This window comes from Gilliamella sp. B2923 (genome assembly GCF_026536565.1).
Lineage (GTDB): Bacteria > Pseudomonadota > Gammaproteobacteria > Enterobacterales > Orbaceae > Gilliamella.
Genome location: NZ_JAFNNZ010000006.1, coordinates 113,120 through 133,973 on the forward strand (window position 1 = coordinate 113,120; position 20,854 = coordinate 133,973).

24 protein-coding genes and 1 pseudogene are annotated in these 20,854 nt (G+C 38.5%); 8 read left to right on the forward strand and 17 right to left on the reverse strand.

What is annotated here, in order from left to right:
• Positions 1-3 precede the first annotated feature (3 nt).
• Positions 4-288, reverse strand: coding sequence for a PTS galactitol transporter subunit IIB (gatB, locus tag J3U42_RS08130; RefSeq protein ID WP_065734968.1), 285 nt, complete (start codon positions 286-288; stop codon positions 4-6).
• A 17-nt stretch (positions 289-305) separates the two neighbouring features.
• Complete coding sequence (gene gatA / locus J3U42_RS08135) at positions 306-758, reverse strand: PTS galactitol transporter subunit IIA (protein ID WP_267336179.1); 453 nt, start codon at positions 756-758, stop codon at positions 306-308.
• A 293-nt stretch (positions 759-1,051) separates the two neighbouring features.
• Between gatA and gntK the strand changes: the two genes are divergently transcribed.
• Both gntK and edd read left to right on the forward strand, forming a co-directional pair.
• Positions 1,052-1,582 (forward strand): gluconokinase, encoded by a 531-nt coding sequence (gene gntK / locus J3U42_RS08140; protein WP_220218653.1) that lies wholly within the window; start codon positions 1,052-1,054, stop codon positions 1,580-1,582.
• A 46-nt stretch (positions 1,583-1,628) separates the two neighbouring features.
• Complete coding sequence (gene edd, locus J3U42_RS08145) at positions 1,629-3,434, forward strand: phosphogluconate dehydratase (protein ID WP_267336180.1); 1,806 nt, start codon at positions 1,629-1,631, stop codon at positions 3,432-3,434.
• A gap of 111 nt (positions 3,435-3,545) precedes the next feature.
• Here edd and J3U42_RS08150 read toward each other — a convergent pair whose 3' ends face one another.
• The gene (locus J3U42_RS08150) at positions 3,546-5,267 is read right to left on the reverse strand and encodes a thiamine pyrophosphate-dependent enzyme (protein ID WP_220218651.1); all 1,722 of its coding nucleotides are present in this window, start codon (positions 5,265-5,267) and stop codon (positions 3,546-3,548) included.
• A gap of 288 nt (positions 5,268-5,555) precedes the next feature.
• On the opposite strand from J3U42_RS08150, the gene J3U42_RS08155 reads away from it, so the two are divergent.
• Together J3U42_RS08155 and fmt are read left to right on the forward strand one after the other, a co-directional pair.
• Positions 5,556-7,397 carry an SLC13 family permease gene (locus J3U42_RS08155; RefSeq protein WP_366915704.1) on the forward strand — a complete coding sequence of 614 codons (1,842 nt, stop codon included), beginning with the start codon at positions 5,556-5,558 and terminating at the stop codon, positions 7,395-7,397.
• A 1,348-nt stretch (positions 7,398-8,745) separates the two neighbouring features.
• Positions 8,746-9,702, forward strand: a complete 957-nt coding sequence (gene fmt, locus J3U42_RS08160; protein WP_267336181.1) for a methionyl-tRNA formyltransferase — start codon at positions 8,746-8,748, stop codon at positions 9,700-9,702.
• A gap of 48 nt (positions 9,703-9,750) precedes the next feature.
• On the opposite strand, the gene tehB is transcribed toward fmt, so the two are convergent.
• A complete protein-coding gene (gene tehB / locus J3U42_RS08165) occupies positions 9,751-10,611 on the reverse strand; it encodes an SAM-dependent methyltransferase TehB (RefSeq protein ID WP_267336182.1) in 861 nt (286 codons plus the stop codon).
• A 195-nt stretch (positions 10,612-10,806) separates the two neighbouring features.
• On the opposite strand from tehB, the gene fabI reads away from it, so the two are divergent.
• The 4 genes from fabI (at position 10,807) to J3U42_RS08185 (ending at position 13,630) form a co-directional block, all read left to right on the forward strand.
• Positions 10,807-11,595 carry an enoyl-ACP reductase FabI gene (fabI, locus tag J3U42_RS08170; protein WP_220218647.1) on the forward strand — a complete coding sequence of 263 codons (789 nt, stop codon included), beginning with the start codon at positions 10,807-10,809 and terminating at the stop codon, positions 11,593-11,595.
• A gap of 301 nt (positions 11,596-11,896) precedes the next feature.
• Positions 11,897-12,457 carry a peptidylprolyl isomerase gene (slyD, locus tag J3U42_RS08175; protein WP_267336183.1) on the forward strand — a complete coding sequence of 187 codons (561 nt, stop codon included), beginning with the start codon at positions 11,897-11,899 and terminating at the stop codon, positions 12,455-12,457.
• Between the two features lie 243 nt (positions 12,458-12,700).
• Positions 12,701-13,369 carry a RadC family protein gene (gene radC, locus J3U42_RS08180; RefSeq protein ID WP_220218645.1) on the forward strand — a complete coding sequence of 223 codons (669 nt, stop codon included), beginning with the start codon at positions 12,701-12,703 and terminating at the stop codon, positions 13,367-13,369.
• A 57-nt stretch (positions 13,370-13,426) separates the two neighbouring features.
• On the forward strand, positions 13,427-13,630 hold the full coding sequence (locus J3U42_RS08185; protein WP_220218644.1) for a SlyX family protein: 204 nt from the start codon (positions 13,427-13,429) through the stop codon (positions 13,628-13,630).
• Between the two features lie 69 nt (positions 13,631-13,699).
• Here J3U42_RS08185 and J3U42_RS12355 read toward each other — a convergent pair whose 3' ends face one another.
• From J3U42_RS12355 to rplR, 13 genes and pseudogenes are all read right to left on the reverse strand, one after another.
• The gene (locus tag J3U42_RS12355; RefSeq protein WP_324169867.1) at positions 13,700-14,227 is read right to left on the reverse strand and encodes a DMT family transporter; all 528 of its coding nucleotides are present in this window, start codon (positions 14,225-14,227) and stop codon (positions 13,700-13,702) included.
• Positions 14,216-14,536: pseudogene (locus J3U42_RS12360) on the reverse strand (EamA family transporter); the annotation flags it as partial. The pseudogene J3U42_RS12360 and the gene J3U42_RS12355, both read right to left, overlap by 12 nt.
• Positions 14,537-14,839: 303 nt before the next feature.
• Positions 14,840-15,226 carry a 50S ribosomal protein L17 gene (gene rplQ, locus J3U42_RS08195; protein WP_065558593.1) on the reverse strand — a complete coding sequence of 129 codons (387 nt, stop codon included), beginning with the start codon at positions 15,224-15,226 and terminating at the stop codon, positions 14,840-14,842.
• A 29-nt stretch (positions 15,227-15,255) separates the two neighbouring features.
• Positions 15,256-16,245, reverse strand: coding sequence for a DNA-directed RNA polymerase subunit alpha (locus tag J3U42_RS08200; RefSeq protein ID WP_220218642.1), 990 nt, complete (start codon positions 16,243-16,245; stop codon positions 15,256-15,258).
• Positions 16,246-16,270: 25 nt separating this feature from the next.
• On the reverse strand, positions 16,271-16,891 hold the full coding sequence (gene rpsD, locus J3U42_RS08205) for a 30S ribosomal protein S4 (RefSeq protein WP_065577881.1): 621 nt from the start codon (positions 16,889-16,891) through the stop codon (positions 16,271-16,273).
• Between the two features lie 43 nt (positions 16,892-16,934).
• Entirely contained in the window at positions 16,935-17,324 is a 390-nt protein-coding gene (gene rpsK, locus J3U42_RS08210; RefSeq protein WP_025314405.1) for a 30S ribosomal protein S11, read from the reverse strand.
• 15 nt (positions 17,325-17,339) lie between these two features.
• Positions 17,340-17,696: a 30S ribosomal protein S13 gene (gene rpsM / locus J3U42_RS08215; protein WP_220218641.1), complete on the reverse strand. Its 357-nt coding sequence runs from the start codon at positions 17,694-17,696 to the stop codon at positions 17,340-17,342.
• Between the two features lie 169 nt (positions 17,697-17,865).
• On the reverse strand, positions 17,866-17,979 hold the full coding sequence (rpmJ, locus tag J3U42_RS08220) for a 50S ribosomal protein L36 (RefSeq protein WP_025314403.1): 114 nt from the start codon (positions 17,977-17,979) through the stop codon (positions 17,866-17,868).
• Between the two features lie 26 nt (positions 17,980-18,005).
• Complete coding sequence (gene secY, locus J3U42_RS08225; protein ID WP_220218640.1) at positions 18,006-19,346, reverse strand: preprotein translocase subunit SecY; 1,341 nt, start codon at positions 19,344-19,346, stop codon at positions 18,006-18,008.
• Positions 19,347-19,354: 8 nt separating this feature from the next.
• Positions 19,355-19,789, reverse strand: a complete 435-nt coding sequence (rplO, locus tag J3U42_RS08230; protein ID WP_160403070.1) for a 50S ribosomal protein L15 — start codon at positions 19,787-19,789, stop codon at positions 19,355-19,357.
• Positions 19,790-19,794: 5 nt separating this feature from the next.
• A complete protein-coding gene (gene rpmD / locus J3U42_RS08235; RefSeq protein ID WP_025314400.1) occupies positions 19,795-19,974 on the reverse strand; it encodes a 50S ribosomal protein L30 in 180 nt (59 codons plus the stop codon).
• Positions 19,975-19,980: 6 nt separating this feature from the next.
• Positions 19,981-20,481: a 30S ribosomal protein S5 gene (gene rpsE / locus J3U42_RS08240; RefSeq protein ID WP_025314399.1), complete on the reverse strand. Its 501-nt coding sequence runs from the start codon at positions 20,479-20,481 to the stop codon at positions 19,981-19,983.
• A gap of 14 nt (positions 20,482-20,495) precedes the next feature.
• Entirely contained in the window at positions 20,496-20,849 is a 354-nt protein-coding gene (gene rplR / locus J3U42_RS08245; protein WP_025314398.1) for a 50S ribosomal protein L18, read from the reverse strand.
• Positions 20,850-20,854 lie beyond the last annotated feature (5 nt).

Consider the following 20,854-nt stretch of genomic DNA (forward strand, 5'->3'; position numbering starts at 1 on the left):
GGTTCATCCTTTTAAAATAGACAATATTTTTGCTTTTAACTGCTCAATTCCAACGCCAGACACAAAAGGCATACCATGCACAATCGGAATATCACCAAATGTTTGGTCCATTTTTGCCGTCGTACAGATCAGGTCGACATCATCAATAAAGGTATTAATTTCATTAATACGACACTGCACTAAATCGAGCTCAATATTATTTTCATTACATAGCTCTTTTATCTCTTCTGCTGCTAAAGTTGACGTCGCAACAGCGCCACCACATGCAACAATAATCTTTTTTTTCATAATGCCTCCTAAACAACTTATTGATTAAATATCACTTCATTAAAACGTTCAGCCACTTCGTCTTGCGAGCGATTTAATAAAAAGTGATAAAATTCTTTATTTTGTAAATGGGTAAAAAGTGCTTTTAACAGTGATAGTTGATCAGCCGGTGAAGTCACTACCAATGAAATAATCAATGAAACATCAACGGTGCCATCGTCATCTGCACGTTGAAATGAAACCGGAGATTGGGTGCGAAGAATAAAAATCGCAGGACTGTTAGCATGCTCAGCTTCACAATGTGGAATCGCCACTGCATAGCCATCGAGCAAAATACCGGTTGGATATAATGCTTCCCGATCAAGTAAAGCTTTCAAATGGCTCTGTTTGACAATCCCTTTTTCTTGTAACTGTTGACTTAAATAAGTCAGTAAGGCTAACTCATTGTCAAATTTAAGATTGTCTTCGAAAAGAAGCTGACATTTATTCATATTTACTCTCCATTTTTTATCTTTTTGATATTACGTTTTAGGTTATTACTTTCGAAAACAAAAACAATATCGAAAGATTAAATACTTTCGAAATAAAAAACAAATAGGATTTTATATTTTTGTGATCGAAATCTATTTTTTAAAATAAACTTGAGATCCCAAATCGGGATAAAAACCTTTACCCAAAACAAAGTATGATCCAGATCACAAAATCAACTTTTTTGAATTGCAATAACGGATTAAAATGTCAAAATGTTACCCGTAACAACATGGGAGCAAATTAAGGACAAGTAATGACGAAAAATAATAAACATGTTTTTGTTTTAATGGGGGTATCGGGTAGTGGTAAATCAGCAGTTGCCAAACAAGTAGCCTATAATCTTGACGCCGCTTTTTTAGACGGTGATTTTTTACATCCGAAAGCCAATATCTTAAAAATGCGCAGCGGTACGCCGTTAAATGATCAAGACCGTATGCCATGGCTTGAACTAATCAGTAATGCCGCCTTTGCGATGAGTAATGTTAATGATGTGTCGTTAATTATCTGTTCATCCTTGAAACGACAATATCGGGACATTATTCGTGGCGAAAATGAAAATGTTCATTTTATCTATCTAAAAGGCAGTTTCGATGTGATTGCTAAGCGACTTGCTGAGCGTAAAGGGCATTATCAAAAAGCCGGCATGTTGCAATCACAATTTGATACGCTCGAAGAGCCCGATCAAGATGAGAAAGATGTTTACACGGTCAATATCGAACAATCATTAGACGGGGTGGTTAACGATACTGAACAAGTGATTTGTTCAATTTGCCAAGGTCAGTAACATATAAAAATTAATAACAAGAATAAAGATAGTCCAAGAGGTTAATGTGAATCCTACCGTTGAAGCTGTAACACAACGTGTTATTGAACGATCAAAAGCTTCTCGTGAAGCTTATTTGCAAAAAATTGAGCAGGCGATGCAACATAACGTAAACAGAGCCAAATTGCCATGTAGCAATCTGGCGCATGGTTTTGCCGCCTGCTGTGCGGATGAAAAAAACGATTTAAAAAATATTTTAAAAAGTAATATTGGTATTATTAGTGCCTATAACGATATGCTCTCAGCGCATAAACCCTATGAGTTTTATCCGGAGCAAATACGTAAAGCACTACACCAAGCCGGCGCAGTTGGGCAAATGGCTGGGGGTGTGCCGGCTATGTGTGATGGGGTAACGCAAGGCGAACCGGGCATGGAACTGTCTTTAATGAGTCGAGATGTGATTGCCATGTCGGTTGCTGTCGGGCTGTCACATAACATGTTTGACGGAGCATTGTATTTAGGGATCTGCGATAAAATCGTACCGGGTTTATTGGTTGGGGCTTTAACATTTGGTCACTTACCGGCAATTTTTATTCCAGCCGGACCGATGCCGTCAGGACTATCAAATAAAGAAAAAGTTCGCATTCGTCAGCTTTATTCGGAAGGGAAAGCATCGCGTGAAGATCTGTTAGAATCTGAGTCAGCCTCTTATCATACCAGTGGCACATGTACCTTTTATGGCACAGCCAATAGTAATCAAATGGTTATTGAGTTAATGGGATTACATTTGCCGGGGGCGGCATTTGTTCATCCTCAAACGGCATTAAGAACGGAACTGACTAACGCCGCTGCTAAACAGATAACTCGCCTTACTCACCAATCCGGTCACTATCTGCCTGTTGGTAAAATGGTTGATGAAAAAGTGATTGTTAATGGCTTAGTTGCACTATTAGCCACCGGTGGCTCGACCAATTTAACCATGCATATTGTCGCTATGGCAAAAGCGGCTGGGATTATGATTAATTGGGATGATATCTCCGATCTATCAACGGTCGTTCCATTACTTTGCCGTATCTATCCAAACGGGCCGGCCGATATCAATTATTTTCAAGCAGCGGGTGGCACGGCATTATTAGTTAGAGAGCTATTAGCTGGCGGTTTACTCCATGAAGATGTTGAAACAGTGGTCGGCCACGGTCTTAGCCGGTATACCAAAGAGCCAATTTTAGAAAATGGCAAACTAGTATTTCGTGAAGGACCAACGCAATCATTAGATGAATCAGTGATTGCCTCCATTAAAAAACCGTTCCACTCGCATGGTGGCTTAAAAGTGCTGTCCGGTAATCTAGGACGAGCAATTATGAAAACGTCAGCGGTTGCCACTGAGCATCAAATTATTGAAGCACCTGCGGTTATTTTTAACAGCCAATATGATTTAGATGCGCAGTATAAAGCCGGAAAGTTAAATAAAGATTGTGTCGTTGTAGTGCGCTATCAAGGACCCAAAGCCATTGGTATGCCGGAACTGCACAAACTGATCACCCCGCTTGGTGTACTGCAAGATCGGGGCTATAAAGTGGCACTGGTCACCGACGGTCGATTATCCGGCGCTTCCGGTAAAGTCCCAGCAGCAATCCATGTAACGCCGGAAGCTTATGACGGTGGATTGTTAAGTAAAGTACAACCGGGCGATAAGATTCGAGTCAATGGGCTAACCGGTGAGCTTACGCTACTGGTCGATGAAGCCGAGCTTGCTAAGCGGCAACCAGATCCATTTGATTTGCGTGATTCTCATCAAGGTTATGGGCGGGAGCTATTTACTGTTCTTCGTGAAAATTTAACCTCAGCTGAACAAGGCGCTGTTAGCTTTTAAAGCAATTATTCTGCCGCATAAAGCGGCAGAGTCTTTTTTTCAAGGTTGCGACTGAACATCACTAACAGCAATAATGTTTAATCAAAATTAGCGATAATAGAATCTTAAACGTTATTTTTTAATGAAATTATCGACCAATAAGTGCACCACATCCCCCATTTTACCACTCAATGAAGCTTTGACACTGTAAAGTGCCATACCCATAACTTGTGAGGCTTTGATCTCCGGTGGCATAACTAATTCATTAGCGCTGGTTTTAACATCTAATAGCGCCGGTCCCGGATGCGATAAGAATGATTGCACCGCCGCTTCTAATAAATCAGAACGATCAACACTAATCGAGAATAAGCCCATGGCTGCGGCCACTTTAGCAAAGTCGGGATTTTTCAAATCAGTATAGTGGTCAACCAGCCCTTCGGATTTTTGTTCCAGTTCAACAAAGTTAAGAGAACCATTATTTAATACAATAACTTTAATCGGTAGATTTTCTTGAATGGTGGTTAACAGATCGCCCATTAACATACTAATCCCGCCGTCGCCGGATAAGGTGATAACTTGACGATTAGGAAACGCTTTTTGTACCCCTAAAGCCTGCGGCATCGCATTGGCCATGGTGCCATGTTTCAAGCTAATCACCGTGCGCCTTTTACCATTGGTATTAAAATGTCGGCTAGCCCAAACCATTGGCGATCCGACATCAGCGCATAGTACCGCATCATCAGAAGCATATTTATCAACTAATTCAGTTAAATATTGAGGATGTATGGTCGATTTTGACGCAATCGATTTTTTATTTAATTTCGCCATCGATTTTACATATAACTCACGGCATCTTTCTAAAAATGCCGCATCGTGTTTTTCATCAATTAAAGGCGTTAAGGCGGCTAACGTTGGTTGACTGCTTCCAACTACCCCAATATTTACCGGATGACGGCGACCAAGATGTGTTGCATCAATATCAACTTGAATGAGTATTGCATTATCGGGATAAAATTGTGACCAGGCAAAATCAACCCCTATCATTAAAAGTACATCACACTCTTTAATCGCTGTTGCACCTGACTCAACGCCAAACATACCTGTCATACCGACATTATACGGGTTGTTATATTCGACAAAATCTTTCGCTCTTGAGGTATGTATAATCGGCGATTTTAATTTTTCTGCCAGCCCAATAAGCTCATCATGCGCTTCATGCACACCTTGTCCGGCGAAGATCGCAACTTTATCATGTTTGTTCAACACTTCCGCAATTTGCGCAAGCTCTCTATCTGAAGGGCGAATAATCGGTTTAGGGTGGTAGATCTTATGCCCGCTGTTATCTTCCACTTTTTCTAAACTAATATTATACGGAATAACTAAAACAGCTACCCCACGTTGATTAATCGCCGCTTGAATTGCCGCAGTGGTGATTTGTCTTGCTTGAGTTGGATCACTAATTTCCTGACAAAATACCGAACAATTTTTATAAACCGCCTCAAAGTCAACTTCCTGCGGAAAATCGTTATTTTGCTGGGATGTGACCAGTTGGCTGGCTAATAAAATTACCGGCACTTTGTTACGCTGAGCTTCGTAAATGCCATTGATAAAATGTAAACTCCCCGGACCACATGAACCGGCACACGCAGTGATTTGATCGGTTAAATAAGCCTCTGCCCCCGCCGCAAAAGCACCAACCTCTTCATGCCGAACATGTACCCACTGAATATCACTTTTTTTAATCGCATTAGTAATTTGGTTTAATGTATCACCCACAATACCATAGCAATTTTTAACCCCTGCTTCAGTAAGCACATCAACGATGATTTGGGCTACTGTTTTTTTTGATGACATATTGTCTCCTAAAGATGACTTATTAATGGGATGACTCAAATTGATTAAATTATACCCAACTTTAACCAAAGCAAATAGGAGAAATGAAAAAAAGCAAAAAATGTTAAAAATGTCATTATTTTGCTAATTAAAACATCATAAACTTTATTGAGGTATATTCCCTATTACAATAAATCAAGGTATTATGTCTAAAATCCATTCGACATTATAGAGCTACTTTTCGTGGAACATTTGTCATCCGGGCAAAATTTTTTAACATCTATCACTGCATTTTTGCCTAATTATATCATCGAATATTACCCATTAATCACTGTTTGTCTTTTGCTATTTATTGCCATTTTGATGTTTTCATTTAGTAAACTGAGAATGGATATAATTGCATTATTGACTATTGCCGCTATCACAACAACTGGCGTATTAACGCCTGCCGAAGCCTTATCCGGCTTTAGTGATCCCAATATTATTTTAATTGCATTACTGTTTGTTATTGGTGAAAGCCTTGTTCGAACGGGCATATCTTTTAAAATGAGCGAATATATTTTAAAAGTATCGGGTAAAAATGATATTCGGATTATTACCTTTATTATGCTGGGCGCTGCGTTACTTGGGTCAATAATGAGCTCAACTGGCGTTGTGGCGATTTTTATTCCGGTTGCTATTAGTATTGCCAATCATACCGGCATCCATGTTAAAAAATTAATGATGCCATTATGTATTGCCGCCTTAATTAGTGGCATGATGACGCTGGTAGCGACTGCACCTAATTTGGTGGTCAATAGTGAACTGAGCCGGGCAAATTTAACGGAATTTGGCTTTTTCTCAATCACCCCTATCGGTTTAGGTGTTTTAGTCGTCGGAGTGATTTACTGTTTATTGACCCGAAATTGGTTACTCACCTCAGAACAAGTGACCCCAACTAATACCCAACCACAAAGACGAAGAATTACCGATCTAATTCGAGATTACAAATTAATTGGCCGGGCACACCGAGCACAAATATTAGCCGGCTCGCCTTTTGTTGGTCGCACAATTGACGGACTCCATTTGCGTAGTGAGCATGGGGTCAATGTGATTGGGGTTGAGCGTTGGCGAAAATTTCAAAAGGTCTTAATTCCGGTTAACGGATCGACCGAATTTCGCGAAAACGATATTTTATTACTCGATATGTCACACTCTGAAGCCGATTACCGAACATTTTTAAACACCAATAATCTTGAGCCTAAAGTTTTACGCGGTGAATACTTTTCCGAACAGGTTAAAGAGGTCGGCATGGCTGAAGTGGCACTGTTACCTGAATCATCACTGTGCGGCAAAACCCTTAACGAAATTGATTTTAGAGGAAAATATTTTCTCACCGTTATTGGTATTTGGCGCAACCATGCACCGGTTGAAACCAACAACTTATTCCAGGAACGCTTAGAAATGAGCGACACCTTATTGGTGTGTGGTGATTGGGGATCAATTCAAAAACTGCAAACTCGTACCAGCGATTTTGTTGTATTGGATTACCCTTCTGATATTGATGATGTTGCGCCAGCCAGTTCACAAGCTTATGCGGCTTTAATCAATCTGGCGATTATGATCATATTAATGGTGACCGGCATTGTGCCAAATGTGGTTGCTGCGCTAATTGCATGTTTATTAATGGGCGCAACTCGCTGTATTGATATGGCCAATGCCTATAAATCCATACACTGGCCAACACTGATTTTAATCATCGGTATGATGCCTTTTGCCGTCGCGTTAAATAAAACCGGTGGTATATCACTTATATCAGCATGGTTAGAGATTCACCTAAAATCGTTTGGCCCTTATATGGTGCTGACATTTATCTTCTTACTGTGTTCAACAGTCGGATTATTTATCTCCAACACAGCAACCGCTATTTTAATTGCGCCTATCGCCATTGATCTGGCTATAAAATTTGGTTACTCGCCTTATCCATTTGCCATGACAGTTGCGATAGCAACATCAGCATCATTTATTACACCGGTCTCCTCGCCAATCAAAACAATGGTTGTCGCCCCCGGTGGATACAGTTTTGGCGACTTTGTTAAAGTGGGCGTACCGTTGACTTTCTTAGTCATGGCAGTCAATATTGCTTTAGTACCGATATTCTTCCCGTTTTAGTCTCATTGGGGATTTTGCTTAAAATCCCCCTGTTTGGGAACGGCTTAAGGCACATATCATCTTCGAGCGCTGAAGATTAACTCAATCTAATCAAGCTTTGGCGCCAGTTAGCTTTATAAAAAGCGGAAAATTTCTGTCAAGAAGTTTCAGAAAATGTATACGTTTAAGTAAAAAATATAATCTTTAATTTTAAAAAAGATAAGGATGCAATTTCATACCGAAAACCAACAAAGATCAATCCCGTTAAACGGCTTGATTAAAACAGATAAGACTTAAATTGGCTTTTTATAAAGTCAGAAAATCTTGTCAAGAAGTTTCAGAAAATATATACGTTTAAGTAAAAAATATAATCTTTAATTTTTATAAAGCGATAAGAATGCAATTTCATACCGAAATCCAATAAAGATCAATCCCGCTAAATGGCTTAATCAAAACAGTTAATATTTAAATTGGCTTTTTATAAAGCCAGAAAATCTTGTCAAGAAGTTTCAGAAAATGTATACGTTTAAGTAAAAAATATAATCTTTAATTTTTATAAAGCGATAAGGACGAAATCTCATACCAAAAACCAACAAAGATAAATTCCGTTAAACGGCTTAATAAAAACAGATAAGACTTAAATTAGCTTTTTATAAAGCCAGAAAATTCTTGCCAAGAAGTTTCAGAAAATGTATACGTTTAAGTATAAAACTATAATCTTTGTTAAAGAAAGATAAGGATGCAATCTCATACCAAAAACCAACAAAGATCAATCCCACTAAACAGCTTAATTAAAAGATAAGGCTTAAATTGGCTTTTTATAAAGCCAGAAATTCTTGTCAAAAAGTTTCAGAAAATGTATACGTTTAAGTATAAAACTATAATCTTTAATTTTTATAAAGCGATAAGGACGAAATCTCATACCGAAAAATAACAAAGATAAATCCCGTTCAACGGCTTGATTAAAACAAGTAAGACTTAAATTGACTTTTTATAAAGCTTGAAAATTCTTGTCAAGAAGTTTCAGAAAATACATACGTTTAAGTAAAAAATATAATCTTTAATTTTTATAAAGCGATAGGACAAAATCTCCTACCAAAATCCAAAAAAGATCAATCCCGTTCAACGGTTTAATAAAAACAGATAAGACTTAAATTGGCTTTTTATAAAGCCAGAAATTCTTGTCAAAAAGCTTCAGAAAATGTATACGTTTCAGTATAAAAACGGATAATCTTTCGTTTTTTAAAATGATAGTCAGTTTATGCCATAACGGCTTATCTGGTTAATCAAGCTATTTTTTAAATTAAAGATTCTGACTTAAATTTCCAGTATAATCGCTGTAATTTTTTCGATGATGGATATGATACTTATGCCTAATGCCACTAAACCACTTAATATCATTTTTGCCGGAACACCGGAATTTGCCGCCACCCATTTAAAGGCGCTGATTGAGGCTAACTACAATGTGATAGCGGTTTTTACTCAACCTGATCGCCCGGCTGGTCGAGGAAATAAATTAACGGCAAGCCCGGTAAAACAATTAGCGATTGAACATAATCTTGCTGTTTATCAACCGGCAACACTGAAAACCGAAGAAAATCAGAAATTAATACAACAGCTTAATGCAGATATTATGATTGTTGTGGCTTATGGACTTATTTTGCCACAAGCGGTGCTTGATATGCCAAAATTAGGTTGCTTAAATGTACATGGATCTTTGTTACCAAGGTGGCGTGGCGCGGCACCTATCCAACGAGCTTGTTGGGCAGGCGATACCCAAACAGGTATTACCATTATGCAAATGGATGCCGGGCTTGATACGGGTGATATGTTGTATAAATTGGCATGCCCGATTGAAGCAACCGATACCAGCGCTTCATTATATGACAAGTTGGCAAAATTAGGTCCGCAAGGGTTGCTTGAAACCTTGACATTAATCAGTGAAGGGAAAATTCAACCCGAAAAACAAGATGAATCACAAGCCACTTATGCGCAAAAGTTATCAAAACAAGAAGCTAAACTGGATTGGAATTTATCAGCTCAACAGCTCGAACGCTGCATACGAGCGTTTAATCCATGGCCGGTCAGTTATTTTGAAGTTAACGGCGAGACGGTTAAAGTATGGCAAGCTCAAGTGATTGCCACTTCACACAACAAACCAGCTGGCACTATTTTACAAGCGGATAAAACAGGCATATGCGTCGCCACCAGTGACGGCGCATTAAATATGACACTGTTACAGCCAGCCGGTAAAAAACCAATGGCTGCTCAAGATCTGCTAAACTCTCGCAAAGCGTGGTTTACTGTTGGCGAAAAGCTCAACTAAACATCACTTATCAATATGGCAATTACAGGATGATATATCCTGTAATTGTTATCGTTTTTTCGCTAACAATGTTGCAAATCGCAACTTAATACGGTTTCCATCAATATCGGTTTTATGCAATTGCCCGACATCTTCGTTATACTTTAATATTTCCCAATCTTGATAATATTGCCGTAATTGGTCTTCTTTAAAGGTAAAAGAAAACCCTACAGGGCAAGGATAATCAGCCGTAGACATAGCGCTAACAATTAAATTATAGCCGCCCGATTTGGTGATTTTTTGCATATTTTCAATAATCGCCAGAATGCTATCCGGTTGTAAAAACATCATAACAACCGTTGAAACGATAAAATCATATTCACCTTGTAAATTGGCTTGATTGATATCATAAACCATTGCTTTAATGTGTTTCAGGTCATCTTGACTGATAATCTGTTGTAAGTTATCAATGCTCATTTCTGATTTATCAACCGCTGTCACATCAAATCCAAGTAACTGCAAATAAAGTGAATTGCGACCGGCGCCACATCCTAAGTCTAAAGCCTTACCAGCCGGAATGATTTTTGTTGCAGCGATGACCTCAGAATGGGTTTTGGTCATTTGATATTTTTTTTGCGTGTAATCTTCGGGTAAACAGTAAAATGCCAATTGGCATTGTAAATCATCGGATACTTTCGCAATGCGGTGCCATTGCTGGGGTGAAATAAACGGTGGTTGCTGTTGAACACTAAAATAGTGGGTTGAGATAATCTCACCTTGTTCAGTTAGCATTTCAAATTCGATACTGCCTTTTATAATCTGTAATTTCGCCCACGTACCAACTTGAGTATTATGCTTTTGACGAAAAAGCTCGGGTAATGTATCGGCATTCCAGATAGGTAATGTTTTATAACAAATTAAATTATTCAAAGTGATACAGCCTATAGAAAATTAATAGTTGACTATTATAGTCGGATATTTGTTAATTAAACAATAAATTGTTTGAATCAATAAAATAAAAACCCATTAACGAAAAATAAATTTATAGTAGCGAAGTTGGCTTTATCAACATATAATCGTTACTTATCCTAGACGATACAAGTGAAAACATTAGAGGAATAATTTATGGGATTTTTAACAGGTAAACGCATACTCGTTACCGGCGTTGCAAGTAATCGTTCTATTGCTTATGGTATAGCACAAGCTATGCATCGTGAAGGTGCAGAATTAGCCTTTACTTATCAAAGTGATAAATTAAAAAGCCGTGTAGAAGAGTTTGCTGCTGATTTTGGTTCAAAAATCGTTTTACCTTGTGATGTTGCGCATGATGAAAGCATTACAAATTTATTTACCGAACTGGCAAAAACTTGGGATAAGTTTGATGGTTTTGTGCATGCAATTGCTTTCGCACCGGGCGATCAGTTAGACGGTGACTATGTTAATGCTGTAACACGTGAAGGATTTGCTATCGCTCACGATATCAGCTCTTATAGTTTTGTTGCAATGGCTAAAGCATGCCGTTCAATGTTGAATCCTGGTTCAGCGTTAGTTACTCTTTCATATCTTGGTGCTGAACGAGCGATTCCTAATTATAATGTAATGGGTCTTGCTAAAGCATCTTTAGAAGCAAATGTACGTTATATGGCAAACGCTATGGGTCCAGAAGGAGTTCGTGTCAATGCTATCTCTGCCGGCCCAATTCGTACCCTTGCTGCATCAGGTATTAAAGATTTCAAAAAAATGCTATCTCATTGTGAATCAGTTACGCCAATTCGTCGAACTGTTACAATTGAAGATGTTGGTAATTCAGCGGCATTTTTATGTTCAAACTTAGCATCCGGCATTACAGGTGAAGTTGTGCATGTTGACGGTGGATTTAGCATCGCCGCAATGAACGAGTTAGAACTTAAATAATAGGCATTATTAAAAAAATATAAAAAAGGCATCAATAATTATCTTGATGCCTTTTTTTGTTGGTCTATTTTCTGATTTTTATTCAGAATAATAGTTGTTATCATCAAACAAAATTTAATCAAAAAACTAATTGAGTGGTTACACGCTATCATCTGGTTACTTAGGTAAATTCATAACTTATCATTTATCAGCCTAAATATTTTAATTAATCGGTTTTATATAAAAAAATTATGAATACTTATCCTTTATTTTCCGTTAAAATCTATAGCTGTTTGCTCAATACAAGTTTGTTGGAGAAAAAATGAAAATAGCAAAAAATACAGTAGTCAGTTTAGCTTACCAAGTTCGCACTAAAGACGGTGTTTTAGTCGATGAAGCAACCGCTGTTGCCCCACTAGAATATCTTCATGGCGTAGGCAATTTATTACCGGATTTTGAAAAAGCGTTAGAAGGACATCAAGTGGGTGATAAATTCGATGTTGAGCTTATCAACGCTTACGGTGATTTTAATGATGCATTGGTGCAAAATGTTCCCCGTGATGTCTTTGTCGGTGTTGATGAGCTTGAAGTTGGCATGCGCTTTTTTGCCGATACCGATCATGGCTCTATTCCGGTTGAAATTACTGCAATTGATGGCGATACCGTTACCATTGACGGTAATCACATGTTAGCCGGTCAAGATTTAAAATTCAATGTGGAAGTGTTAGCCATTCGTGAAGCAACAGAAGAAGAGATCGCCCATGGTCACATTCATGGTGCTCACGGTCACGAACATGATCATCATGGTGGTTGTGGTTGTGGCGGTCACGATCATGAAGAGAGTGACGGCTGTGACGGTCACGGCGGGTGTGGTTGTCATTAATTTATCTTAATGAAAGTTTATTTTAAAGCGCCTGTTGGCGCTTTTTCTATTTTCAAGAAACGACTCAGAAAAATGATTCAGAAGAACGATTCAGAAATTGACTCAGAAAAATAATTCAGAAAAACGGTTGTTAAGAGAAAAATTGTTAATCTTTTTGTGAAATAAATCGCATCCTTTTCATTCAATCTTTATTTAGCTAATTTTTTTAATAATAATTTAATTTTTCCATTGGAATAATTAGCTATGTCAGTGCCCGTTCCAACATTAATGCCTCGTGAAAAGCTATTAAAATACGGTGTTGAAATATTAAGTGATGCAGAACTACTTGCAATATTTTTACGTACCGGCACCCGTAAATTACCAGTTTTAGAGTTATCACAAAAACTGTTAAATGAATTTGGCTCGTTCTATAACCTCATGAATGCAAGCCACAAAGACTTTTGCCACAAACATGGGGTAGGTACCGCAACCTATACACAGTTACAAGCAGTTGTTGAACTATCTCATCGCTATCTTAAAGTGAAAATGACAAACGAAAATCCGCTGACTTCGCCAACATTAACCCATCACTATTTAGCAAGTCGTCTCGCAAATAAAGATCGAGAAGTTTTTATGGTGATATTTTTAGATAATCAAAATCACGTTATCACCTCAGAGGAGATGTTTACCGGTACCTATAATTGTGTTGAAGTGCATCCTCGTGAAGTGGCTAGACGAGCATTACAACACAACGCGGCGGCAATCATTTTAGCGCATAATCATCCGGCTGGTATAGCCACGCCAAGTCAAGCTGATCTTATTGTCACAAAAAAGGTAGGGCAAGCTTGTGAGTTAATTGATATTCGGGTAATCGATCATATTGTCATTGGGAAAGGTGAATACGTTTCTTTTGCACAACGAGGATGGATTTAATCGCCTTTTTTACTTACAATGTCATCAGATATTTCCCACTTATTGATGAAAAATTTTATGAATCAACAATTAGAATTGCTCGAAACGAAAGTTGCCTTTCAAGAGATCACCATTGAAGAACTTAATCAAATGGTTACCCATCTTCAAGCTGATATAAGTAAGTTAAAAGAGCAATTAACGTTATTATCACAAAAACTACAAGCCGCACAGACATCAAATATTGCCAGTCTGTCAGAAGAGACTAAACCACCCCATTACTAAATGACCTTCATATCAACCAATAGGCTTTCTGACTCAATAGCATTTATTTCATCGTGAAATGAGTTCAATTTAAGGTTTAGATGTATCTGAGCGCTGTTCTACATCGTATAAGCTTGAACGACGGGTGCGGATAAAGACATATCCACGATAAATTAGCAATGAAATGAGAATAAGCAAGCAACCTATCCACTTAGTCCAAGACATTGGCTCATCATAAATGATAATCCCTGCAATGGTGGTAAAAATAGGCTCTAAAATCATAATAATTGCGGCATTACCCACCGGTACATATTTTTGCCCTAAAAGCTGTAACGCCCAACGTAGAATAGTGGCAACAAATATACTACCGATGATCCAGCCAACAGTTATATAACTGACGGTAGTCGGCCAAGTTTCAAACAAGATAGAAAGTATCAGACAGCAAAAACCGGTACAAAATAGTTGAATGGTAATGAGTGGCAAAATAGCAATTTTTTGTACAAAACGGCTGTTAAAAATAAAAAATATTGCTTGAGCAAAGGCCGAGGTAAAAAACCACAGTTGATTGATATTCGTCTGCCACCCATTGGATAGACTCAGAAAAGCTAGCCCAATCACAGCAACAGGTAACGAAATCCAAAAGATAGATAAAGGTTTTTCTTTAAAGAACAACCAACCGACAATAGGCGCCATTAATACTGACAAGCTCATAATAAAAGAGCCTTCACCAAGTTGTCCGCCAAGGCTTATTGCTAAAATCCAAAATATAGTATTAGTCGCTTGTAAAACGCCGGCAAATACTGCTTTGGGAATATTGGTAAACGCAATACCTTGATGCGTGTAGAAACATACGGGGATTAAAAGAATGGAAGCGGATAAAAAGCGGATAGCCATAAATGCCAGTGGTGGCATTGCTAATATAGCTTGTTTAGAGCATACTCAACCAAATGCCGCTAACATGGTTACCAGAACTAAAATCCATTCACCATTGCATTTAAGATCTATCATACAAATATCATGTTTTATCATGCAGAGTTGTAATGTTAAATCGATTATTTGGTTGAGTAAATATTTTTGGGTAAAGTTATGTGAATTATAAGTAATTTAGTTAAGAACAAAATTAATTATATTAAAAGGATAAGTATTAATAGCTTCAATTACCATTGTGGATATAACATCCGATAAAAAACCGGCAATTAAGCCGGTTTTATTGCACAACAGTTAAATATCTTATTCAGCTGTAGCTTCTGCTTCAACAGCAGGGCGATCAACTAATTCGATATAAGCCATTGGGGCATTATCTCCGTCACGGAAACCACATTTTAAAATACGTACATAACCACCTGGGCGGGTAGCAAAACGTGGGCCTAAATCTGAAAATAATTTTTTCACTGTATCTTTATCACGGATACGAGCGAAAGCCAAACGGCGATTAGCTACGCTATCGCTTTTGGCTAGCGTAATTAACGGTTCAACAACACGACGCAACTCTTTTGCTTTAGGCAATGTAGTTTTGATGATTTCATGTTCAACAAGTGAACTTGTCATGTTACGAAACATTGCTTGACGATGGCTGCTATTTCGGTTCAGTTGACGACCACTTTTACGATGGCGCATAACTTTATCCTTCTTATATAAATTTTATCTTAGTCTTCAACAATACTTGCTGGTGGCCAGTTCTCAAGACGCATGCCTAAAGATAAACCACGAGATGCGAGCACATCCTTAATTTCAGTAAGTGATTTCTTACCAAGATTAGGGGTTTTAAGTAACTCAACTTCAGTACGTTGTACTAAATCACCAATATAATGAACTGCTTCTGCTTTTAAGCAATTAGCAGACCGAACAGTTAATTCCAAGTCATCTACTGGTCGTAGAAGGATTGGATCAAATTCCGGTTTATCTTCTTTCACTTCAGGTTGACGTACATCGCGTAAATCAACGAAAGCTTCAAGTTGTTCAGCCAAAATAGTTGATGCGCGACGAATAGATTCTTCTGGGTCGATAGTACCATTGGTTTCCATATCGATAACCAGTTTATCTAAATCGGTACGTTGTTCCACACGAGCGGCATCAACAGAATACGCAATGCGCTCGACAGGACTATAACATGCATCGACTAATAAACGACCGATTGGTCGCTCTTCATCTTCTGACTTAACGCGAGCAGAAGCAGGGACATAACCACGTCCTCGTTGCACACGAATACGCATACTAATTGAAGCATTTGCATCAGTTAGATGACAAATTACTAAATCAGGATTAACAATTTCAACATCACCGTCATGAGTGATATCCGATGCAGTTACTGCACCAATACCTGATTTATTTAAGGTTAGCATTACATCATCTTTATTATGTACACGCACTGCTAATTTTTTCAAATTAAGCAGAATATCAAGTACATCTTCTTGAACGCCTTCTTTAGTACTGTACTCATGCAGAACACCGTCAATTTCAACTTCGGTCACTGCATATCCAGGCATTGATGATAATAAAATGCGGCGTAGTGCATTACCTAAAGTATGGCCAAAACCACGTTCAAGCGGCTCTAAAGTCACTTTGGCGTGAGTTTGACTGTATTGAACAACATCAACTAGGTGAGGTTTTAAAAACTCTGTTACAGAACCCTGCATTATGTCCTCTCTTAAGTGCTAAACTTTACTTAGAGTAAAGTTCGACGATCAAATGTTCGTTGATGTCAGCAGATAAATCTGAACGTTCTGGTAAGCGTTTGAATACGCCTTCCATTTTGCTAGCATCAACTTCTAACCATGTTGGTTTTTCACGTTGTTCAGCTAACTCTAAAGCGGCTTTAATACGTGCTTGTTTTTTAGATTTTTCACGAACACTAATCACATCTTCAGGTGAAACTTGATAAGATGCGATGTTAACAACGTGACCATTAACAAGAACAGCTTTATGACTAACTAATTGACGAGCTTCAGCACGAGTTGCACCGAATCCCATACGATAAACAACGTTATCTAAGCGACGCTCTAAAAGCGCAAGTAGGTTTTCACCAGTATTGCCTTTAATGCGTGCTGCATTTTTATAGTAATTACGGAATTGACGTTCTAAAATTCCATAAATACGTCTAACTTTTTGTTTTTCACGTAACTGAACACCATAATCTGATAAACGCGGTTTACGCGCACCATGTTGTCCAGGAGCTTGTTCTAACTTACATTTACTGTCAACCGCTCGGACGCCAGACTTAAGGAATAAATCTGTACCTTCACGACGACTTAATTTGAGCTTTGGTCCCAAATATCTTGCCATTTTTTTTCTCCAATAATCCTAAACATTCGATGTTTAATAAAAATTAAACACGACGTTTCTTTGGTGGACGACAACCGTTATGAGGAATCGGAGTAACATCAGTAATGTTAGTGATGCGATAACCCGCAGCATTTAATGCACGAATTGTTGACTCACGACCAGGACCAGGTCCTTTTACCATAACTTCCAGATTCTTAATTCCGTAGTCTTTTACGGCTTCTGCACAACGCTCTGCGGCTACTTGAGCTGCGAACGGAGTTGACTTACGAGAGCCACGGAAACCAGAACCACCAGCGGTTGCCCAACCCAACGCATTACCTTGACGATCGGTAATAGTTACGATTGTATTGTTAAATGATGCATGAATATGAGCTATACCATCAGAAACTTGCTTTTTAACACGTTTACGTGTACGAACAGGTGTCTTTGCCATTTATTATCACCTCAATTATTTCTTGATTGGCTTACGCGGTCCCTTACGGGTACGAGCGTTAGTCTTAGTGCGTTGACCACGGACTGGAAGTCCACGACGATGACGCATGCCACGATAACAACCAAGGTCTAATAAACGCTTGATACTCATAGTTACTTCACGACGTAAATCACCTTCTACAGTGAATTTAGCGACTTCTTCACGTAACTTTTCAATCTGATCTTCAGATAGTTCTCTGATCTTAACATGTTCAGGAATACCCGCTTGAGCACAAATTGTCTTAGCGCGAGTATTACCGATACCATAAATTGCTTGTAACGCAATTACTGTATGTTGTTGATCAGGAATGTTAATGCCTGCTATACGGGCCACTATGCACTCCTTTATTGTTAATGTTCAGCAAACCCACCATACTGAAAAGCCCGTTTTCAGGATACTCAAACAGCGGGTTTACAAATAAATTTAGGCTGGCTATTCTAGCCAGCTTTACTATACTTTGGCAAGTAAAATATGCAAAAGTTCAACTTTACAGCTAAATAAATTAACCTTGACGTTGTTTATGTTTACCTTCAACGCAAATAACACGAACAATGCCATTACGTTTGATGATTTTACAATTTCTGCATAATTTCTTGACTGAAGCACGAACTTTCATGTTTTTCTCCGTAACTTCTGGCTAACTTATCGGCCGTAGCCTTTAAGATTCGCTTTCTTTAACACTGACTCATAACGATTTGGCATCATTAAAGTCTGTACTTGTGCCATAAAATCCATGATTACAACAACCACAATTAATAAAGATGTTCCACCGAATTGGACAGGAACTTTCATCGCACTTGTCATAAACATTGGTACCAAACATACAAAAGTAATGTAGATAGCGCCAATTAGCGTTAAACGTGTCATTACTTTGTCAATATACTTAGATGTTTGTTCACCCGGACGGATACCTGGAATGAATGCACCTGATTTTTTTAATTGATCTGCTGTCTCTCTCGGATTGAAAACCAATGCCGTATAGAAGAAACAGAAGAAGATAATCGCTACCGCAAAAAAGATAATGTATAACGGTTGATCATGGGAAAAATATTGTCCAATAAGAACAAAAATATATCGCCATCCTTCACCATTTCCTTGGAACCAAGAAGCCATCATAGATGGTAACATTACAATTGTTGAAGCAAATATTGCAGGAATAACCCCTGCCATATTAATTTTTAATGGTAAATGTGTACTTTGTGCGGCATACACACGGCGACCTTGTTGACGTTGCGCATAGTTAACAACAATACGTCGTTGACCACGTTCGACAAAGACAACAAAATAAGTCACACCAACCACTAACGCTGCGACCACTAATAATAAAATCGGATGCAATGAACCAGAACGAGCTTGTTCAATTGTTTCATATATTGCATGAGGAAGACCTGCCACAATACCAGCAAAGATAATGATAGAGATACCATTACCTACACCTCGTTCTGTGATCTGCTCACCTAACCACATAAGAAACATAGTGCCAGTAACTAAGCTAACCGATGCAATAAAATAGAAAGAAAATCCTGGGTTGATCACCACGTGACCATAACCTGGAATATTCGGTAAACCAGTCGCAATACCAACTGCCTGTACAATCGCTAAAGCTAATGTGCCATAACGTGTATACTGACTAATTTTTTTACGACCTGATTCACCTTCTTTCTTCAATTCTGCTAGTTTAGGGCTAATTGCTGTTAATAACTGCACAATAATTGATGCAGAAATATAAGGCATTATCCCTAAAGCAAAGATTGAAGCACGGCTTAAAGCACCACCAGAGAACATATTGAACATACCCACAATACCATTAGTTGATGCTTGTGTCAGTAAGTCCGATAACGCTTTAGTATCAATACCAGGAACGGGAATGTAAGAACCAAGACGAAAAACAATAAGCGCTAAAAGCACAAATATTAAACGTCTTTTAAGCTCACCACTACCACCTCGTGTACTTTGAAAATCTAATCCTGGTTGCTTTGCCATCTTTCTAATTATTCCTCAATTTTTCCGCCAGCAGCTTCAATTGCAGCTTTAGCACCTTTAGTTACTCGAATTCCACGAACTGTTACTGGTTTAGTTACTTCACCAGATAACATGATTTTAGCGTATTCGATTTGTGAATTGATCACATTTGCAACTTTTAAGCTATTTAGGTCAACAATATCACCTTCGACTTTCATTAAATCTGAAAGACGAACTTGAGCTGTAACTAGAGCTTTACGTGAGGTAAAACCAAATTTTGGTAAACGACGATATAAAGGCATTTGACCACCTTCAAAGCCACGACGAACGCCGCCACCTGAACGAGATTTTTGACCTTTAACACCACGAGTACCAGTTTTACCTAGTCCAGAACCGATTCCTCGACCTAGACGTTTCGGTGCATGCTTTGAACCTTCAGCAGGAGATAAAGTATTTAAACGCATTACTATTACTCCTCAACTTTAACCATGTAATAAACTTGGTTTACCATACCGCGAATAGCAGGAGTGTCCTCACGCTCAACAGTATGACCAATACGACGTAATCCTAGACCTACTAACGTTGCTTTATGCTTCGGAAGGCGACCAATTGAACTACGAGTTTGTGTAATTTTAATTGTTTTTGCCATGGCTAATTACCCCAAAATTTCTTCGACGGTTTTACCACGCTTAGCAGCAACCATTTCAGGTGATTTCATATTTTCTAAGCCATCGATTGTTGCACGAACCACATTAATTGGGTTAGTAGAACCATATGCTTTAGCTAGAACGTTACGAACTCCGGCAACTTCTAATACTGCACGCATCGCACCACCAGCGATAATACCGGTACCTTCTGATGCTGGTTGCATATAAACACGAGAACCTGTGTGAGCACCTTTAACCGGATGCTGTAAAGTATCGTTATTTAAAGCAACATTGATCATATTGCGACGTGCTTTTTCCATTGCTTTTTGAATTGCTGCTGGCACTTCACGTGCTTTACCATATCCAAAACCTACGCGACCGTTACCGTCACCAACAACAGTTAGTGCAGAAAAACTAAAAATACGACCACCTTTTACGGTTTTAGAAACTCGGTTAACTGCGATTAATTTTTCCTGCAGTTCACCAGCTTGTTTTTCGATGTTTGACATCTTTAACTCCTACCTTAGAACTGTAGGCCAGCTTCGCGAGCAGCATCTGCTAGCGCCTGAACTCGACCATGATATTGGAAACCCGAACGATCAAAAGAAACTTCTTTGATATCTTTCGCTAATGCACGCTCTGCGATTGCTTTACCAACTGCTGCTGCTGCATCTTTGTTTCCAGTGTATTTTAAACTTTCACTGATAGCTTTTTCTAATGTAGAAGCGGCTGCCAGTACTTCTGATCCGTTTGGTGCGATAATCTGCGCATAAATATGACGCGGAGTACGGTGAACTACTAAGCGAGTTGCAAGTAGTTCATGCATCTTACGACGCGCTTTAGTTGCACGACGGATACGAGCTGATTTCTTATCCATAGTGT

What these genes read in the sequence shown, in the direction of transcription:
- secY (WP_220218640.1), bottom strand. Translation starts at nt 19,346, where the DNA reads ATGGCAAAGCAACCAGGATTAGATTTTCAAAGTACACGAGGTGGTAGT.
- radC (WP_220218645.1), top strand. Translation starts at nt 12,701, where the DNA reads ATGTCAGTGCCCGTTCCAACATTAATGCCTCGTGAAAAGCTATTAAAA.
- fmt (WP_267336181.1), top strand. Translation starts at nt 8,746, where the DNA reads ATGCCTAATGCCACTAAACCACTTAATATCATTTTTGCCGGAACACCG.
- gatA (WP_267336179.1), bottom strand. Translation starts at nt 758, where the DNA reads ATGAATAAATGTCAGCTTCTTTTCGAAGACAATCTTAAATTTGACAAT.
- rplO (WP_160403070.1), bottom strand. Translation starts at nt 19,789, where the DNA reads ATGCGTTTAAATACTTTATCTCCTGCTGAAGGTTCAAAGCATGCACCG.
- rpmD (WP_025314400.1), bottom strand. Translation starts at nt 19,974, where the DNA reads ATGGCAAAAACAATTAAAATTACACAAACTCGTAGTTCAATTGGTCGC.
- rpsD (WP_065577881.1), bottom strand. Translation starts at nt 16,891, where the DNA reads ATGGCAAGATATTTGGGACCAAAGCTCAAATTAAGTCGTCGTGAAGGT.
- J3U42_RS08185 (WP_220218644.1), top strand. Translation starts at nt 13,427, where the DNA reads ATGAATCAACAATTAGAATTGCTCGAAACGAAAGTTGCCTTTCAAGAG.
- rpsE (WP_025314399.1), bottom strand. Translation starts at nt 20,481, where the DNA reads ATGTCAAACATCGAAAAACAAGCTGGTGAACTGCAGGAAAAATTAATC.
- slyD (WP_267336183.1), top strand. Translation starts at nt 11,897, where the DNA reads ATGAAAATAGCAAAAAATACAGTAGTCAGTTTAGCTTACCAAGTTCGC.
- gatB (WP_065734968.1), bottom strand. Translation starts at nt 288, where the DNA reads ATGAAAAAAAAGATTATTGTTGCATGTGGTGGCGCTGTTGCGACGTCA.
- rpsK (WP_025314405.1), bottom strand. Translation starts at nt 17,324, where the DNA reads ATGGCAAAGACACCTGTTCGTACACGTAAACGTGTTAAAAAGCAAGTT.
- rplR (WP_025314398.1), bottom strand. Translation starts at nt 20,849, where the DNA reads ATGGATAAGAAATCAGCTCGTATCCGTCGTGCAACTAAAGCGCGTCGT.
- rplQ (WP_065558593.1), bottom strand. Translation starts at nt 15,226, where the DNA reads ATGCGCCATCGTAAAAGTGGTCGTCAACTGAACCGAAATAGCAGCCAT.
- gntK (WP_220218653.1), top strand. Translation starts at nt 1,052, where the DNA reads ATGACGAAAAATAATAAACATGTTTTTGTTTTAATGGGGGTATCGGGT.
- J3U42_RS08200 (WP_220218642.1), bottom strand. Translation starts at nt 16,245, where the DNA reads ATGCAGGGTTCTGTAACAGAGTTTTTAAAACCTCACCTAGTTGATGTT.
- fabI (WP_220218647.1), top strand. Translation starts at nt 10,807, where the DNA reads ATGGGATTTTTAACAGGTAAACGCATACTCGTTACCGGCGTTGCAAGT.
- rpmJ (WP_025314403.1), bottom strand. Translation starts at nt 17,979, where the DNA reads ATGAAAGTTCGTGCTTCAGTCAAGAAATTATGCAGAAATTGTAAAATC.
- J3U42_RS08150 (WP_220218651.1), bottom strand. Translation starts at nt 5,267, where the DNA reads ATGTCATCAAAAAAAACAGTAGCCCAAATCATCGTTGATGTGCTTACT.